This is a genomic window from Campylobacter concisus, from assembly GCF_050447505.1.
Classification (GTDB): Bacteria; Campylobacterota; Campylobacteria; order Campylobacterales; family Campylobacteraceae; genus Campylobacter_A; species Campylobacter_A concisus_BP.
In genome coordinates this window covers 1,583,020-1,598,663 of sequence record NZ_JALMFZ010000001.1, presented here as the reverse complement: position 1 = coordinate 1,598,663, position 15,644 = coordinate 1,583,020, and the positions used below count along the sequence as shown (strand labels likewise).

At 39.1% G+C, this 15,644-nt stretch carries 15 protein-coding genes; 11 read left to right on the top strand and 4 right to left on the bottom strand.

Features of this window, described 5'->3' with window-relative positions:
• Positions 1 to 17: 17 nt before the first annotated feature.
• From MTT09_RS08155 to MTT09_RS08140, 4 genes are all read right to left on the bottom strand, one after another.
• Positions 18 to 761 carry a hypothetical protein gene (locus MTT09_RS08155; RefSeq protein ID WP_429803467.1) on the bottom strand — a complete coding sequence of 248 codons (744 nt, stop codon included), beginning with the start codon at positions 759 to 761 and terminating at the stop codon, positions 18 to 20.
• A 220-nt stretch (positions 762 to 981) separates the two neighbouring features.
• Positions 982 to 1,596, bottom strand: coding sequence for a thiamine phosphate synthase (gene thiE, locus MTT09_RS08150; RefSeq protein ID WP_429803466.1), 615 nt, complete (start codon positions 1,594 to 1,596; stop codon positions 982 to 984).
• On the bottom strand, positions 1,589 to 2,341 hold the full coding sequence (gene thiD / locus MTT09_RS08145) for a bifunctional hydroxymethylpyrimidine kinase/phosphomethylpyrimidine kinase (protein WP_429803465.1): 753 nt from the start codon (positions 2,339 to 2,341) through the stop codon (positions 1,589 to 1,591). The genes thiE and thiD overlap by 8 nt, the downstream gene beginning before the upstream one ends.
• Positions 2,334 to 3,662 (bottom strand): aminotransferase class V-fold PLP-dependent enzyme, encoded by a 1,329-nt coding sequence (locus MTT09_RS08140; RefSeq protein ID WP_429803464.1) that lies wholly within the window; start codon positions 3,660 to 3,662, stop codon positions 2,334 to 2,336. Before MTT09_RS08140 ends, thiD begins: the two co-directional genes overlap by 8 nt.
• Positions 3,663 to 3,772: 110 nt before the next feature.
• Here MTT09_RS08140 and MTT09_RS08135 point away from each other — a divergent pair, with 110 nt between their 5' ends.
• The 11 genes from MTT09_RS08135 to nrfD all read left to right on the top strand — a co-directional run bounded on the left by MTT09_RS08135 (position 3,773) and on the right by nrfD (position 15,579).
• Entirely contained in the window at positions 3,773 to 4,606 is an 834-nt protein-coding gene (locus MTT09_RS08135) for a DUF234 domain-containing protein (protein WP_021088030.1), read from the top strand.
• Positions 4,603 to 5,589 carry a sensor histidine kinase gene (locus tag MTT09_RS08130; protein ID WP_429803463.1) on the top strand — a complete coding sequence of 329 codons (987 nt, stop codon included), beginning with the start codon at positions 4,603 to 4,605 and terminating at the stop codon, positions 5,587 to 5,589. Before MTT09_RS08135 ends, MTT09_RS08130 begins: the two co-directional genes overlap by 4 nt.
• Positions 5,589 to 6,245, top strand: coding sequence for a cysteine hydrolase family protein (locus MTT09_RS08125; RefSeq protein WP_429803462.1), 657 nt, complete (start codon positions 5,589 to 5,591; stop codon positions 6,243 to 6,245). The genes MTT09_RS08130 and MTT09_RS08125 overlap by 1 nt, the downstream gene beginning before the upstream one ends.
• A gap of 219 nt (positions 6,246 to 6,464) precedes the next feature.
• Positions 6,465 to 6,893: a TonB-system energizer ExbB gene (exbB, locus tag MTT09_RS08120; RefSeq protein ID WP_103573494.1), complete on the top strand. Its 429-nt coding sequence runs from the start codon at positions 6,465 to 6,467 to the stop codon at positions 6,891 to 6,893.
• Complete coding sequence (gene exbD, locus MTT09_RS08115; RefSeq protein WP_429803461.1) at positions 6,880 to 7,263, top strand: TonB system transport protein ExbD; 384 nt, start codon at positions 6,880 to 6,882, stop codon at positions 7,261 to 7,263. The genes exbB and exbD overlap by 14 nt, the downstream gene beginning before the upstream one ends.
• A 61-nt stretch (positions 7,264 to 7,324) precedes the next feature.
• A complete protein-coding gene (locus MTT09_RS08110) occupies positions 7,325 to 8,080 on the top strand; it encodes an energy transducer TonB (protein ID WP_429803460.1) in 756 nt (251 codons plus the stop codon).
• 586 nt (positions 8,081 to 8,666) lie between these two features.
• On the top strand, positions 8,667 to 10,067 hold the full coding sequence (locus tag MTT09_RS08105; RefSeq protein WP_149713727.1) for an aspartate ammonia-lyase: 1,401 nt from the start codon (positions 8,667 to 8,669) through the stop codon (positions 10,065 to 10,067).
• Positions 10,068 to 10,158: 91 nt separating this feature from the next.
• Complete coding sequence (locus MTT09_RS08100) at positions 10,159 to 11,502, top strand: anaerobic C4-dicarboxylate transporter (RefSeq protein ID WP_021090082.1); 1,344 nt, start codon at positions 10,159 to 10,161, stop codon at positions 11,500 to 11,502.
• Between the two features lie 302 nt (positions 11,503 to 11,804).
• Positions 11,805 to 14,078 (top strand): thiosulfate reductase PhsA, encoded by a 2,274-nt coding sequence (phsA, locus tag MTT09_RS08095; protein ID WP_429803459.1) that lies wholly within the window; start codon positions 11,805 to 11,807, stop codon positions 14,076 to 14,078.
• A 9-nt stretch (positions 14,079 to 14,087) separates the two neighbouring features.
• Positions 14,088 to 14,651 carry a 4Fe-4S dicluster domain-containing protein gene (locus MTT09_RS08090; protein WP_012140133.1) on the top strand — a complete coding sequence of 188 codons (564 nt, stop codon included), beginning with the start codon at positions 14,088 to 14,090 and terminating at the stop codon, positions 14,649 to 14,651.
• A complete protein-coding gene (gene nrfD / locus MTT09_RS08085; protein ID WP_429803458.1) occupies positions 14,644 to 15,579 on the top strand; it encodes an NrfD/PsrC family molybdoenzyme membrane anchor subunit in 936 nt (311 codons plus the stop codon). Before MTT09_RS08090 ends, nrfD begins: the two co-directional genes overlap by 8 nt.
• Positions 15,580 to 15,644: the final 65 nt, after the last annotated feature.

Here is a 15,644-nt window from a genome sequence, read left to right as displayed (position 1 = left end):
TGTTTTAGTAGCAAAATTTATCTTGCGTAAAACATCGCAACCAAACCGCGGTTTATATCTTTCGTATCGCCATCATCTATCTTTGTGACCTTTGAGATGCTCACACTTTTATCGCTATTTATCGTGAAAGTAAGCTCAATAACTCTCTCATTTACCTTCTTAGCATTTTCACCAAAATAGATCACTTCTGGCTCTTTTTGCGAGTAGTAGGCGGCATATTTGCTTTGGGCTACGACGTTGTCAAAGACCCATTTTTGTTTGATATCTAAATTTTGAGCAAGCTCGTTTTTAAACTCAAGGTCGCAGCTAACAGAGGCTAGGTAGCCAGCGCTTTCTTTTGCTGGATCAAATTTACAGTGCTTGTTTGCGGTGGATAAAATAGTCTCTTTATCTATGCTTTTACCACTTTTTAATATGCTATTTGCGCTATCAAGTGCTAGCTCAAGGCTGTTATCAACTCTTTTTTGCTGAGCAGCCTTGGCATTATTTAGAGCTTTTATGTAGCCGCTATTTTTTCTTTCAAACTCATCTTCAAGTACATTTTTCCCTACCACGCAGCTTACTTTAACCACTTTTTTATCGTCGCTGCTAATGTCTTGCCACTGGGTGCTTGTACAGCCCTTAAAGCTATCTATCGCTGAGCCTATTGTTATTGATTTGTTATCTTTTAAAATATAGTTTTTAACAATGCCTATATTGCTTTCCTTGCAGCCCACTAATAATAAAAGTGCGCTAAATCCTAGAAATAGAGCCTTTTTCATCATTTTACCTTTTTGTAAATTTTACAAAATAGTACCAAACTAAAGTTTAAATTATTATGATTTTATTAAAAGAAATTACATAAATATAATTTATTAAAATAGTTTTAGCGGTCAATTCTTACTAATAGTGAAAGTTTTAAAATTTGCAAACACAGCTTGATTGAATTTGAAAATTTGTTTTATCATAATTCAAAACAAATTTTGCAAAAACAGCTTAGATTTAGAAATTTAGATCAATTATTTTTTGTAAATTTTTGATGTTTTCTTTGATGTTACCATCTTTGTAGATCGCTGAGATGACGGCGATGAGATCAGGTTTTACGTGAGAGAGCGAGCCGATATTTATCTCATTTATGCCACCTATCACGCAAACTGGCAGGTTTAAAATTTGCTTTGCTTCTCTAACCACTTCAAGGCCACATTTTGGGGCATTTGGCTTTGTAAGGCTTGCGAAAACTGAGCCAAAAGCAATGTAGCTAGCCCCATTTTTAGCGGCATTTATGGCTAAGCTTATATCGCCATAGCAACTAACGCCAACATATGCGTCTTTGCCCAAAATCTCAAACGCCTCTTTTATACCCTCGTCCTCTTTGCCTAGATGAACGGCCTTTGCACCTATCTTTTTAGCAAATTTGACATCGTCATTTACGATAAATTTCGCTCTAAATTTCTCACATAAATTTAAAATTTCGCTTGCGAGCCTTTCATTTTTGACCACTTTTTTTGACCTAAACTGAAAAAATTTAACCCCGCACTCCAAAATTTCTCTCGTGTACTCCAAAGCCAAATTTTCAGGCATTAGCAAGTCATCGCTAATAGCGTAAATTTCAGCCATTAAGCCCTGCTTTATGATCTATAAGTCTTGCACCAAATTTACTTTTATGAGCATTTTTTATCCCATTTGCCACAAATTTTTTAGCCATTTTTATGGCGCTTATTAGATCGCTTTGCTGCGCTAAAATGGCCGCTAGCGAGCTTGAGAAGCTACATCCTGCGCCGTGCATCACCTTTGGTTCAAAAAGCTCCTCGCTAAATTTCATGACGCCCCCATTTTTTAGATAGAGTGTATCCTCGCAAATTTCATCGACCTTCGTTCGCTTTAGCACCATATCGCAAGGCAAATTTGTAAAATTAATACCCAAAATCCTAGCCTCATCTACATTTGGCGTGGCGACGCTTGCGAGCTTTAAAAGCTCTTTTAGCGCTTCGATCGCTGCGTCTTCAAGCAGTTTTGCCCCTGACTTTGCCACACAAACAGGATCAATCACAACTGGCACATTTTTAGCTCTTAACCCCTTTAAAAACGCGCTTACAACGGCTATTATCTCCTCGTTAAAGAGCATGCCAACCTTCACAGCGTCTATATCAAGCTCGGCTAGCACCATCTCAAACTGCGCTTTCACCATACTTGCTGGCATCGCAAGCACGCTGCTAACGCCATTTGTATTTTGCGCGGTCACGGCCGTGATGACGCTTGCGCTAAAGCAGCCAAATGCCTCGCAACTTTTTATATCCGCCTGAACGCCTGCACCGCCGATGCTGTCGCTTCCCGCAACTATCAAAACATTTTTTTTATTCACCCACACACCCACTTATCTCTTTTACGTCAAAAGGGTCTTTGACCTGCCATGAAAGTGCGTATTTCTCGATACTTTTCTTGATCGCACTCACCAAATAATCAATATCTTCAAAGGTATGCGTATAGTGCAGGCTAACCCTCACCCAGCCTGGCTTATGCGTGAAATTTGGATCCTCTTTTAGCCCCAAAAGGTCGTGTCCGTATGAGCCTGCGCACGAACAGCCAGCACGTGTTTGTATGCCATACTCTTTGCTTAAAATTTTTGAAAGCTCGTATGGAGCTACGTTTTTTACATTAAATGAAAAAATGGCAAGGCGCTTTAAATTTGCCGGGCAGTAGCTAACTAGCTCTGGGATTTCCCTTAGTCTTTGACAAAAGTATTCACTAAGCTCGCTCTCGTTTTCGTAAATGGTAGCAAGTCCTACCTCTTCTCTTAGCTTGTAAGCCAAATTTGCCCGTATAAGCCCCAAAATAGGCGGTGTGCCAGCCTCTTCAAGTGCCTCTTGATCCTTTAAAAATATATGGTAGTTTTTGCTCACATAGCTTACCGTGCCACCGCCTGCAAAGCTTGGCACATCGTCATTTGCTAGCACTTTTTTGATTGCCAGTAGCCCACAACTGCCAACTCCGCCAAGAAGCTTGTGCGGCGAGATAAAGAGCGCGTCAAAGTAGTCGCAGTCTAAATTTGCATAAGCACTAAGGCTCGCCACGTCAAATGCCACGATGCCGCCAAATTTCTTCACCATCGTATAAATTTGCTTGTAGTCGCTTATGACGCCTGTGACGTTTGAGGCTGCGCTAAAGCTAGCGATGATCTCGCGCCCTGCGTTTATCTTTAAAATTTGCTCCAAGTGAGATAGGTCGATGCTGCCGTCTTTTGCAAGCCTGATGCGCTCAACCTCGCAAAGTGTCTCTTTAAAGCTGATCTCGTTTGAGTGGTGCTCGTATGGTCCAAGAATGACTAGCGGCGAGTCGTTGTTTGGCTTTAGATCAAACCTTCTTTTAGCAGCTGGAGGCACATAAAGCCCCAAAAGCTCTTGAAATTTCTTGATCGCACCAGTGGCGCCGTATCCTGTGGCTATGAGATAAAAGCTATCATCAAGCCCTAAAAATCGCTTTAGCTCGCTTCTAGCGCTATCATACAAAAGCTGCGTTTTATAGGCGTTTGAGGATGTTAGCGAGTGGGTGTTGGCGTAGGTTTTTAAGATATCAGCGACCTCGTCCTCGATGGGTTTATACGCAAGTCCTGAGGCGGTGTAGTCGAAGTAATGTATCCCTTTTTTTAAAATAATATCTCTTCTAATGTGCTCTAAATTTACCAACTTTAGCCTTTTAGTTTTTGTGTGATTATAATTAAAATTTTCTAAAAATATGCTACAATCCGCCACACAAAGGATACGAAATTTTAGCCATAAAATCGACATTTGAGCGGATGAAGCACCTTGGTATTGCTGAAGTTATAAAATTTCATCTTGTTTTTGATGACTTTTTATTAAAGGGCTCATACTACGATGTTTTTGAGGCGATCAGGGCTGAAATTTTAGATGATTATAAAAATTTGATGGCTAGGTTTTACTTTGACGAGGATAGCGACGAGGCCATCAAAATGGCTCTCATTAAGCTTGCTAGAAGCGACAGAAAGAAATTTAGCGTAAATAAAATTTTGCCCCAAAGCATGACAAATAGGGTCTATGCAAAGCTTTTTAGCAAGGATTTTTTAGTGCTTGAAAAGAGCCAAGAAAAGCCGCGAGTAAAAAACAAGCGTCAAATTTTAAAAAAGAGTGAGCGAGCTTATAAGATAGAGGATAAAATTCATTTTAATAGCCATTTTTCAAGGTTTTGGTTTAGATTTATCGAGCCAAATTTAAGCCTTTTAAAAGAGGGCAGGAGTGAGGAAATTTTAGAGCTTATAAGAAGAGAATTTGACGAGTATGCGAGCCTTGGATTTGAGCTTTTAAGCGGCGAGCTAATGGCTAAAAAGCTCGGGCTTGATGGCATTTTGTTAAGCTCATTTTGGAGCAAAAATATAGAGTTAGACATGCTTTTTAGCATAAATGGCAAGATAATAGTCGGCGAAGCAAAATACAAAGAGCGAAAAATTTGCAAAAATGTCTTAAATTTAGTGCTTCACAAGTGCGAAAGGCTAGGCATAAAGCCCGATATCGTGGCGCTTTTTTCAAAAAGTGGCTTTAGCAACGAGCTTTTGGGCTTAAAAGATGAGCGGCTTAGGCTTTACGAGATAAAAGATTATGAGGAGTTGCTGTGAGTGATATCGATATACAAAATGGCCTAAAAAGCCTGATAGAGCAGACCTATCTGATAGAGCGTGAGTATAAAAATTTGACCGCTTCTTATATGAGCTTGCAAGGTTTTATAAAAGATATCGTGGAAATTTTGCCAAATGCCATTTGGGTACTTGATGAAAATGATGAAATTTTCTTGCAAAACTCCGAGGCACAAAAGCTTGGCAAAGCGCTAAATTTCGTCCCAAAAGATGAGGGCGAGCTAAACTTTGGCTCACAAATTTATCTAGTCAAAAAGGTGATCAAAGATGACAAAAAGATCATCTCAGCTACCGACATAACGCAGGAAAAACGCACCGAGCGCCTAGCCTCGATGGGTCAAGTAGCAGCGCACCTGGCTCACGAGATAAGAAACCCCATAGGCTCTATCTCGCTTTTAAATTCCACCCTTTTAAAAAGGGCTGAGCCAAAAATTTTGCCTATCGTCGAGCAGATACAAAAGGGAATTTGGCGAGTTGAGCGCATCATCAAAGCCACACTTCTTTTTACAAAAGGGCTTAGCATCACGCCAAAGGAATTTAACTTTTTAGATATCAAAAGCGAGTGCGAGGAGGCGCTTAAATTTTATGAGTATTCAAAAGATATAACTTTTGAGCTAAATTTCCCTGACGCCTTTTATTGTGGCGACTTTGACCTCATCGCGATGGTCTTTCAAAACATTTTATTTAACGCCATAGACGCCATCGAAGAGGACGAAAACGACGAAGGTATGGTGAGACTAAGCTACGAAAAGACGCCAAATGAACATAAATTTATAGTCTATGACAGCGGTGTCTCTATAAAAAATGAAAACATAGTCTTTGAGCCGTTTAAGACGAGCAAACTAAAGGGCAATGGCCTGGGACTGCACCTTTGTCTGCAGATAATAGAAGCGCACAAGGGCAGCATAGAGATAACCCTTGAGCCAAAGACATTTTGTATAAATTTACCTATAAAGGAGAAGTGATGAGTGAAATTTTAGATGAGCTAAATGCGTGGCAAAATGGCCTAAAAGCGCTTAAATTTAGTGAAATTTTTAAAAATGGCAGCGAAAAAGTGGCATTTATAAGCGTTGATATGATAAATGGCTTTTGTTGTGAAGGCGCACTAGCTAGCAAGCGTGTGGGTGAGCTCTCAAAGGGCATAGCAGAGACTTTTAAGCTAGCAAGGGATAAATTTGGCCTTAAAAACTACATCCTCATCCAGGATGCCCATGAGCCAAATTCAGCTGAGTTTGCGAGCTTCCCAGCTCATGCTTTAAAAGGGCAAAATGAGGCAGAGGCAGTTGATGAGCTAAGAAATTTAGACTTTTTTAGTGAGATGAAAATTTTTTATAAAAACTCACTTAGCATCGCTTATTCGCAGGAGTTTAATAAATTTATAAGTAAATTTGACAGCTTTGTCATCATGGGCGACTGCACCGATATGTGCGTCTATCAGCTTGTCTCTCACCTAAGACTTAGCGCAAATGAGCAAAATTTAAAAAGAGAAATCATCGTGCCTGCAAATTTGGTGCAAACCTACGACGCACCAGGGCATAGTGGAGATTTTTATCAAAATGTATTTTTACACCACATGCAAATGGCACTAAACGCACGCGTGGTAAAAGAGCTAGAAATTTAGCCATATATTTATATTAAAAACAATTATCAAGTTATAAAATTTAGCGCTTATCTATCGTATTTATATAATTAATAATGCAGATTTGCGCTAATTTTCAGATCTGTTCTCTTTAAATTTCTTTTCTTATAAAATATTTTTAGATTACATTTTTACAATATATTTGACATTAACTATCAATATAGTTATAATCACGCTCAAATTTTAAAAACAAGAGGTATTATGGAACTTTTAAAACACAACATTGACTATATAATCATCGGTATTTTGGGCGTTATGAGCTTTTTTGTGCTTTGGTATACGATCGAGCGTATCATTTTTTACTCACGCGTCGATATAAATAGCTACAAAAATATCGAAGAGCTCGATGAGGCGCTAACAAAAAATTTAACCACACTTTATATCATCTACTCAAATGCCCCATATATCGGGCTTCTTGGCACGGTTGCTGGCATAATGATCACATTTTATGACATGGGTATGGCTGGCGGCATTGATACAAAAAGTATCATGATTGGCCTATCTTTAGCGCTAAAAGCGACCGCGTTTGGCCTACTTGTGGCGATCCCAACACTTATGATCTACAACGGCTTTGTTAGAAAAGTCGATGTCATGATAAACAGATACAAGGCCAAAAATGCGTCTAAATAAAAAAGATGGGCTAAATATCGTCCCATTTATCGATATCATGCTCGTTTTGCTAGCCATCGTGCTAAGCATCTCGACCTTCATCGCTCAGGGCAAGATCGCAGTCGATCTACCAAGTGCTAACAGCACAGAGCAGATAAAAGAGGACGAGAAAAAAGTGAGTGTCGTTATCGATAAAGATAATAAATTTTTTATAGATGACGCGGAAATTTCGGAAGATGAGCTGAAAGATAAGCTAAATGCCATTGATACTAAGACTTTAGTGCAGCTAAAAAGCGACAAAAACGCTAAATTTGACAGCTTTGTCAAAGTAATTGATATCTTAAAAGAAAAAGGTCACGAAAACTTTGCAATCCAAACAATCTCTGAGTAAAATTTCAAACTATAGCGGCCTAGCGGTATCGGCAATAGTGCACGTGGCAGTGGCTTATTTCTTGCTTTCACATAATTTTAGTGAGATAAAGATAGGCGAGCAAAAACCTATAAAAATAGCTCTAAATTCTTTTACTCCAGTGCCGCAAACTTCGGCTCCGCAGATAAGCGAACAAGTGATGATACCAGAGCCAACACCCCCAGCTCCTCCGCCACCGCCAGAGCCACCAAAACCAGAGCCCAAGCCTGAACTAAAGGTCGAGCCAAAGCCACTGCCAAAACCAGAACCAAAAAAGATAGAAAAGCCTAAACCTGAGCCAAAAAAGGTGGAGAAAAAGCCACTGCCAAAGCCCGAACCTCGCCCTGAGCCTAAAATCGAGCCAAAGGTGGAGCCAAAACCTGAGCCAACGCCTGCTATCACTGCGCCAGCTCCTGTCGCGACCCCAGCACCTGCTGTAAATACAAATTTACCAGCAAATAATAAGTCTATCGCCTCAGCTCCAGCTCAAAAAGTAGCCCAAGAGTTAAATTTATCAAACGCGCAAAGCGATGAGGACTTTAGCAAGGTCATAGCAGCTGTGAAAAAGCATAAAAGCTACCCAAACAACGCTAGGAGGATGAAGCATCAAGGCGTTGTTGAAGTTAGATTTTTGCTTAAAACAGATGGCAACATAGACGAGCTAAAGGTTACTAAGAGTTCAGGCTTTGAGTCGCTTGACAACGGTGCTTTAGAAAATGTCAAAAAAGCAAGCTCTGAATTTCCAAAACCAAAAGAAGCACGCTATCTTCGCTTTCCTATAGCATTTACATTAAGATAGTTTTGGTTTTTTGACTTATTTTTTGCAAGATATATTAATGTATAAAATAAAGATTTTTATATACTAATAAAAACTTAGTTTAAGTTATATTTAAAATAAATAAGGACAAATGATAAATTTTTATTCAATTATTATTCTTGTGATTGCCTTTTTAGAAGCTGCTTTAAAAGATGATAGCAAATTTAATAAAATTTAATTTTTTACCTTACTTACTGCTAAACAAAATATTATTATAAAAATTTTTTAACTATGAAATTTTAGCTTGGCTGTTATAAAATTTGTAAATTTATATTTATTTTATATTAAATTTTCTCAAAAATGGCTTTTAAACTTAAAGTGTAGGACAAATCTGAGTTAATTTGACCCTTTTTATATAATAAAAAAGTGATATTATTAGTAATATAACAATTTAGACAAGCAAATTCCTAAAAATTAGCTTAAATATGAAATATAGTTTTGTTTCAAAAAGCGCCATATCAAGTCAAAAACTTAAAACTTAAAAAAAATAAGTAGTCATTAATATTTAAAATCTCAAATACCTATATAATTTCACTTGGTAACAAATTTTTACTAAGGAGAAGCTGTTATGGCAACCAGAAAAGAACATGATTTTATTGGCGAGTTGGAAATTTCTGACGAATTTTACTATGGTATCCAAACATTTAGGGCTACTGAAAACTTCCACATGAGTGGCAGAACATTAAAAGAGTATCCATACTTTGTAAAGGCATTTGCACAGATCAAAAAAGCTGCTGCGCTTGCAAATAAAGAGGTTGGCGTTTTAGATCCAAAGATAGCTGATGCTTTGGCAAAAGCTGCTGATAGAGTAATAGCTGGTGAATTTTTAGATCAATTTGTCGTTGATATGGTTCAAGGTGGAGCAGGAACAAGTACAAATATGAACTCAAACGAGGTTATTACAAACATCGCACTTGAGAGCCTTGGTCATAAAAAAGGCGAGTATCAATACATCCATCCAAATGATCACACAAACCTTGGACAAAGCACAAATGACACTTATCCAAGCTCTATTAAAGTAGCAACTTATGCAAAACTTACTGACTTACTTGCTGCTATGAATTTACTAAAAGATGAGCTTGAGAAAAAAGCAAAAGAATTTAAAGATATCATCAAAATGGGTAGAACAGAACTTGAAGATGCCGTCCCTACAACACTTGGCAACACTTTTAACGCATTTGCAAGCTACATCAAAAGTGACATCGAAAAGATCACAGCTGCTAGAGAGTCAATGACGCATCTAAACATGGGTGCAACTGCGATAGGCACAGGCATCAACTGCCACCCAGAGTATAAAAATGTAGTTGTTAAAAAACTAAAAGAGATCACTGGAGTTGATTTTAAAAAGGCTGATGACTTTATCGCAGCTACACAAGATACTGCAGACTTCGTCCATGTAAGTGGTGCGCTTAAAACTGCAGCTGTTAGACTTTCAAAAATCGCAAATGACTTAAGACTAATGAACTCAGGCCCAAGATGCGGTCTTGGTGAGATAAATTTACCTCAAATGCAACCAGGCAGCTCAATCATGCCAGGTAAGGTAAATCCAGTTATCGCTGAGGTTGTAGGTGAAGCGTGCTATGAGGTTATCGGCAACGACGTAACTATTATGCTTTGCTCTGAAAGAGGCGAATTCGAGCTAAATGCATTTGAGCCAGGCATCGCTTATGCGCTATTTAACTCTATATTTATCCTTGAAAATGCTATGAAAACACTAGCTGAAAAAGCTATCAAAAAACTTACTGCAAACCCTGAGGCTTGCTTAAAATCAGTTCTTGGCTCAGTTGGTATCGTAACAGCATTTAACCCATATATCGGTTACGAAAAATCAGCAAGCATCGCTAAAGAAGCTCTTCAAACAGGTAAAGCAGTTGGCGATATCTGCCTAGAGAGAGGCTATCTAAGCAAAGAAGAGATCGATAAGATTTTAGAGCCTAAAAATATGCTAAATCCGAGCATGGTTAAGTAAAAATTTAAGCAAAGTATTATTAAAAGCGTGCCAGAATTCTGACACGCTTAAGTGGTGATTTTAGTAATAAAATTTAATAAAGGAGTTCTCGATGGATATAATGCTGATCTTACAGATTATAGTCCTATTTGGCGGCATCTATCTTGGTGTCAAACTAGGTGGTATGGGCGTTGGCTATGCAGGTGGTCTAGGCGTTGTGATACTTGCTTTACTTGGTATGAAAGTCGATATGAAAGACATCCCTATGGATGTCATCTTGATCATCGCTTCAGTTATCTCAGCGATCACAGCTTTGCAAGTTGCGGGCGGACTTGATTATTTAGTTCAAGTAGCAACAAAAATTTTACGCAAGAATCCAAAACAGATCAACTTTCTTGCTCCGATAGTTACTTACTTTTTAACTATCCTTGCAGGTACTGGACACACTGCGTTTTCTATGATCCCTGTTATCGTTGAGGTTGCAAAAACTCAAAACATCAAACCTTCAGCTCCGCTTGCGCTTTCAGTTGTCTCTTCTCAAGTAGCGATCACTGCAAGCCCTATCTCAGCTGCGTTTGTTGCTATGAGTGGTCTATGCGAGAAGCTAGGTGTTAGCTATCCAGTGTTGCTATTTATTTGTATATCAACTACATTTGTTGCGATGATTATCACTGCGTTTATTATCAATAAATTTTACGATCTTGACCTTTCAAAAGATCCTATCTATCAAGATAGACTTGCAAAAGGTTTGGTTGCAGAGGTTAAGGATGTCGAGTATCACGAGCCAAAACCATACGCAAAAAGATCAGTTGCGATCTTTGCAGTTGGCGTTTTGATTGTTGTTTGTTATGCGCTTTGCATTTCAAAGAGCTTAAATTTAGTAGAAAAACCTATCCTTTCAAGAGATGCAGCTATCATTAGCTTTATGCTAACTATCGGCTTTACAATAGCAGTAGCTTGCAAAGTTGAGACAGGCAAACTTCTATCAACTAGTACTTTCCAAAGTGGTATGAATGCGTGCATCTGCGTTGTTGGTATCGCATGGCTTGGTACAACATTTGTTAATGGACACCTTGACGCTATCAAAGAGGTTGCAAAAGACTTCGTTACTCAGTATCCATTTATACTAGCTGTTGCGCTTTATTTCTTAAGCTGCTTGCTATACTCACAAGCTGCTACAACAAAGGTTATGATGCCTGCTGTTGCTGCTGCTCTTGGTATGACTAGCCCTGAAAATTCAGGTCAAATTTGGATCCTTGTAGCTTCATTTGCTGCAGTTTCTGGTCTATTTGTATTGCCAACATATCCTACAACACTAGGTGCGATAGCGATGGACGATACAGGAACTACAAGAGTTGGTAAATTTGTATTTAACCACTCATTCTTTATCCCAGGAACTATAATGGTTGCATTATCAGTTATCCTTGGATTTATAGTAGCTCCAGTTCTTATATAAAACTTAAGCCGAGATCTCTCTCGGCTTTTTTAATACACTTTAAATTTTCAATTTTTATATCAAATTCTTAAATAGTATCTCTTTTTAAATTTTAAATTTTTTATTTTTACAAATCACACAAAAATCGCACTAAAATTTAATCCTTCTTAATTTATCATTTTTAAAATTTGCTCTATTTTGATATTTAATCTCATATATCATAAAAAATTAAAATTAAAAAAAATTATTAAATAAAATTTAATTTTAGTTTTAACTTTAAATAATAAAATAACAAAAGTAAAATTTCTTTTAAAGGGAGAAAGATGAGCTTAAATAGAAGAGAATTTTTAAAATTCAGTGCAGGAGTTAGCGCGGCTGCATCATCTCTATCAGGTGGTGCTTTGCAAGGTGCTGCAAATGGAGGCGAAAAACACGTTCATAGCTTTTGTGAGATGTGCTCTTCAAGGTGTCCTATCGAAGCAAAAGTCGTTGATGGCAAAGTTCGCTTTTTAAGTGGCAATCCAAAAGCTGGTGGCACAGCAACCTCTCTTTGTGCAAGGGGTGGCTCAGGCTTAAGTCAGCTCTATGATGAAAATAGGATCAAAAAGCCATTAATCAGAGCTGGCGAGAGAGGCGAAAATAAATGGCGCGAGGTTAGCTGGGACGAGGCGCTTGACTATGTTGCTTCAAAGATGCTTGATATCAAGCAAAAGTATGGCCCTGAAAGCTTTATATTTACCTGTAAAAGCTCGCAAACGCACAAGCTAATGGTAAATTTTGCCTCAGCTTATGGCTCGCCAAACTGCTTTTCGCACTTTTCATGCTGTCCGATCACCTACCAAATGGTCTGCGAGCAGATGTATGGCATCGCTAAGCTAAAAAGAGACTTTGCAAATGCAAAATATGTTGTAAATTTTGGTCACAACCTCTTTGAGGGTATCGTCATAGCTGATGCCAAAAAGCTTGCTAAATTTGCAGCTAGCAAGGATACAAAGCTACTTGTGCTTGAGCCAAGATTTAGCGTTGTAGCTGCAAAAGCTGATGAGTGGCTACCAGTTAAACCAGGCACCGACCTTGCTTTTGTGCTAGCTATCATAAATACATGGATACAAAATGGTACTTACGATAAAGAATTTATAGAAAAATTTACAACTGGCTTTGATGAGATCGTTAAAAGCGTAGAGGGCAAAACGCCTGAATGGCAAGAGACAATCACTGGCATAAAAGCAAGTGATGTTAGACGCATCGCTGATGAAATTTATAAAGCTGCTCCAAGAGTTATTTTTGATTTTGGGCATAAGACAACTACCACAAGAGCTGAATACATGAGGACAAAAGCCATCATGGTTGCAAATGCGATGATGGGCAACTGGGAGGTTAAGGGCGGTCTTTTTGGTGGCAAAAACGCAAAAACCTTTAACAAGCTAGTTGGCGAGGATAAATTCCCAGTTCTTAAAAACCCAGATGAGAAATTTAAAGTGCCAAAAGTTACCAGACTAGACTTCGCTGGCGAGGCTGGAGCGCATAAATTTGTAAGCAGAAAACATGGCGTTTTGATGGATATAGATAACGCTATCTTAAACGAAAAGCCTTACGCCATAAAAGGTTGGTTTAACATCCGCTTTAACCACCTCATAAACGTGGCTGAGACGATGAAGAGCATAGAGGCGATGAAGAAGCTTGAGCTCATCGTAGTGAGCGATGTCTATCTAAACGATATGGCGACCTTTGCTGATGTCATCTTGCCTGAGAGCAGCTACCTTGAGCGCGATGAGGGCATAGAGGACAAGTCAGGTCTAAAACCAGCTTATATGATAAGAAATAAAGTCGTTGATCCAGTTGGCGACACGAAGGACGGGGCGTTTATCTTTAGGGAGCTAGCACGCCGCATGAAGATAGATGAGCTTTACACTTGGAATGATATACGTGAGTTTAGGATGCAACAAGCTGGAGGAGATGTAAATTTACTTGCCGCGCTAGAAAAAGATGGCTTTATCACGTGGGATGAGCCGGGAATTTTGTTTAGAGAAAAAGGTATGATCGATAAATTTGTCGCTAAATATCCAGTCGCTGCTAAATTTGTAGGAGAAAATGGGCTAATGGACGATATGGCTAAGCTTAAAACAAAAAGCGGCAAGATAGAGCTATTTTTACCTGACGTTGAGGCGCAGTTTGCAGGATATGGCGCGCTAAATGACAAAGATATGGACACATTTGACGGACACGAGCTTTGCTTAACCTGTGGTAAAACGCCTGTCCATACTAACGGCCACACCCAAGCAGTGCCATTTTTAAATGACCTCATGAGCGATAGCCCTATCTGGATCAATCCAAACACCGCTAAAAAGCAAAATTTACGTGACGGTGACATGGTTTTGGTCAAAAATAAATTTGGCGAGCAAAAGGGCAAGCTTATGGTGACTGAGGGCATTAGAGAAGATACGCTCTTTATCTATCACGGCTTTGGACACATCACGCCAGGCCTTAAGAGCATAGATCACGTGGGACTTAACACAAGCGTGCTTCTTGATCCAGCTGAGGGTCCGGTGGCTGCGACTATGGTTACAAATGTTGGCGTTAGCATAAGTAAAGCGTAAGGATATAAAATGAAAAAATATATGATGATACATGATGAAAATTTATGCATCGGCTGTCAAGGCTGCTCGGTAGCTTGCAGAAGTGCAAACAACGTGCCAAGAGGACTTTACCGTTTGCAGGTGCATGCAAAGATGAGTGGGACATTTCCAAATTTAAAGACTGACTTTTTACGTCAAAGCTGCGTTATGTGCGAAGACGCACCTTGTGTTGAGGTTTGCCCAACTGGAGCTAGCTTTAAAACGGCTGATGGCGTGACGCTGCTTGATCACAGAATTTGCGTTAGCTGCAAGTACTGCATCCTAGCCTGTCCATACGATGCTCGCTACGTCTTGCCAGATGGCGAGATAGGCAAATGCACATTTTGCTATGAGAGTAGGCTAGAAGAGGGCAAAGAGCCAGCATGTGTTAGCGTCTGCCCTACAAATGCCCTAACTTTTGGCGACGTAAATGATGAAAATTCTAAAATTTCAAAGAAACTAAAAGAGAGCAAATACTACTTGCCAAAAGCGGAGTTAAACACAAAACCTTCACTTGCGATGATCGCAAATACAAAAGGAGCACACCATGAATAACATGTCAGGAAGCCTAGCTCAATACACAGAAATTTACTGGGGCTGGCCGATAGCTTTTTATCTATTTTTAGCAGGACTTAGTGCAGGTGCTAGCATCGTTGCTGTGCTCATCTCAAACAAATTTGGCAAGGATAACTACTACTTTAAAGCAGCCGCTCTTATCGCTCCAGTGGCGATCATCCTTGGTCTTGCTCTTTTGGTGCTTGATCTTGGCAAACCACTTAGCTTTTACTGGATACTCTTGCTTTACAACTTTGACTCAGTTATGTCAATAGGCGTTGCGCTGCTTCTAGTTTATACGCCTCTTAGCGTTATATACGCGCTTGGTGCGTTTAAAAATGAGATCGTGTCACTTAAAATTTCTCTTTTTGACGCGCTTGCAAATTTAGCTAGCAAGCTTTCAGGTTTGATTGGAGTTTTGCTTTTCATCTTAGGCATTGGCGTTGGTGCATATACAGGCTTCTTGCTAAGTGCAGCTCATAAGGTCGCACTTTGGAACACACCAGTTTTGCCACTATTATTCTTAGTCTCTGGCTTAAGCTGTGCTGGTGCATTTACACTGCTTATTGGAGTGCTAAAAGATGAAACAAGAGAGCAAAATCAAACTGCACACTTTTTATTAAAATTTGACTTTTTTGCGATCGTAGCCGAGTTTTTGCTGATAGTCGCTCTTTTCATGGTTGTAAAAGGTGCAAGTGCAAGCAGCGCAGATGCCGTAGCAAACGCACTTAGTGCAAATTCTCTTGGCTTGATGTTTTATATCGGCGTCATAGGTCTTGGTATGGCTGTGCCTATCATTTTAGACTTAAGCGTCTTAAAGGTGCATGATTTCAAACGCGAATTTGCCGTGCTAAACGCTATTTTAGTCATTTGTGGCGTCTTTTTGCTAAGATATTACATAGTCTATGCAGGACAAATTTTTATTTAATACTTAAAAAAGAATTTTAATTTGAAATTTACCTATTAAGTATTACAATAGATAAAAATCTTATT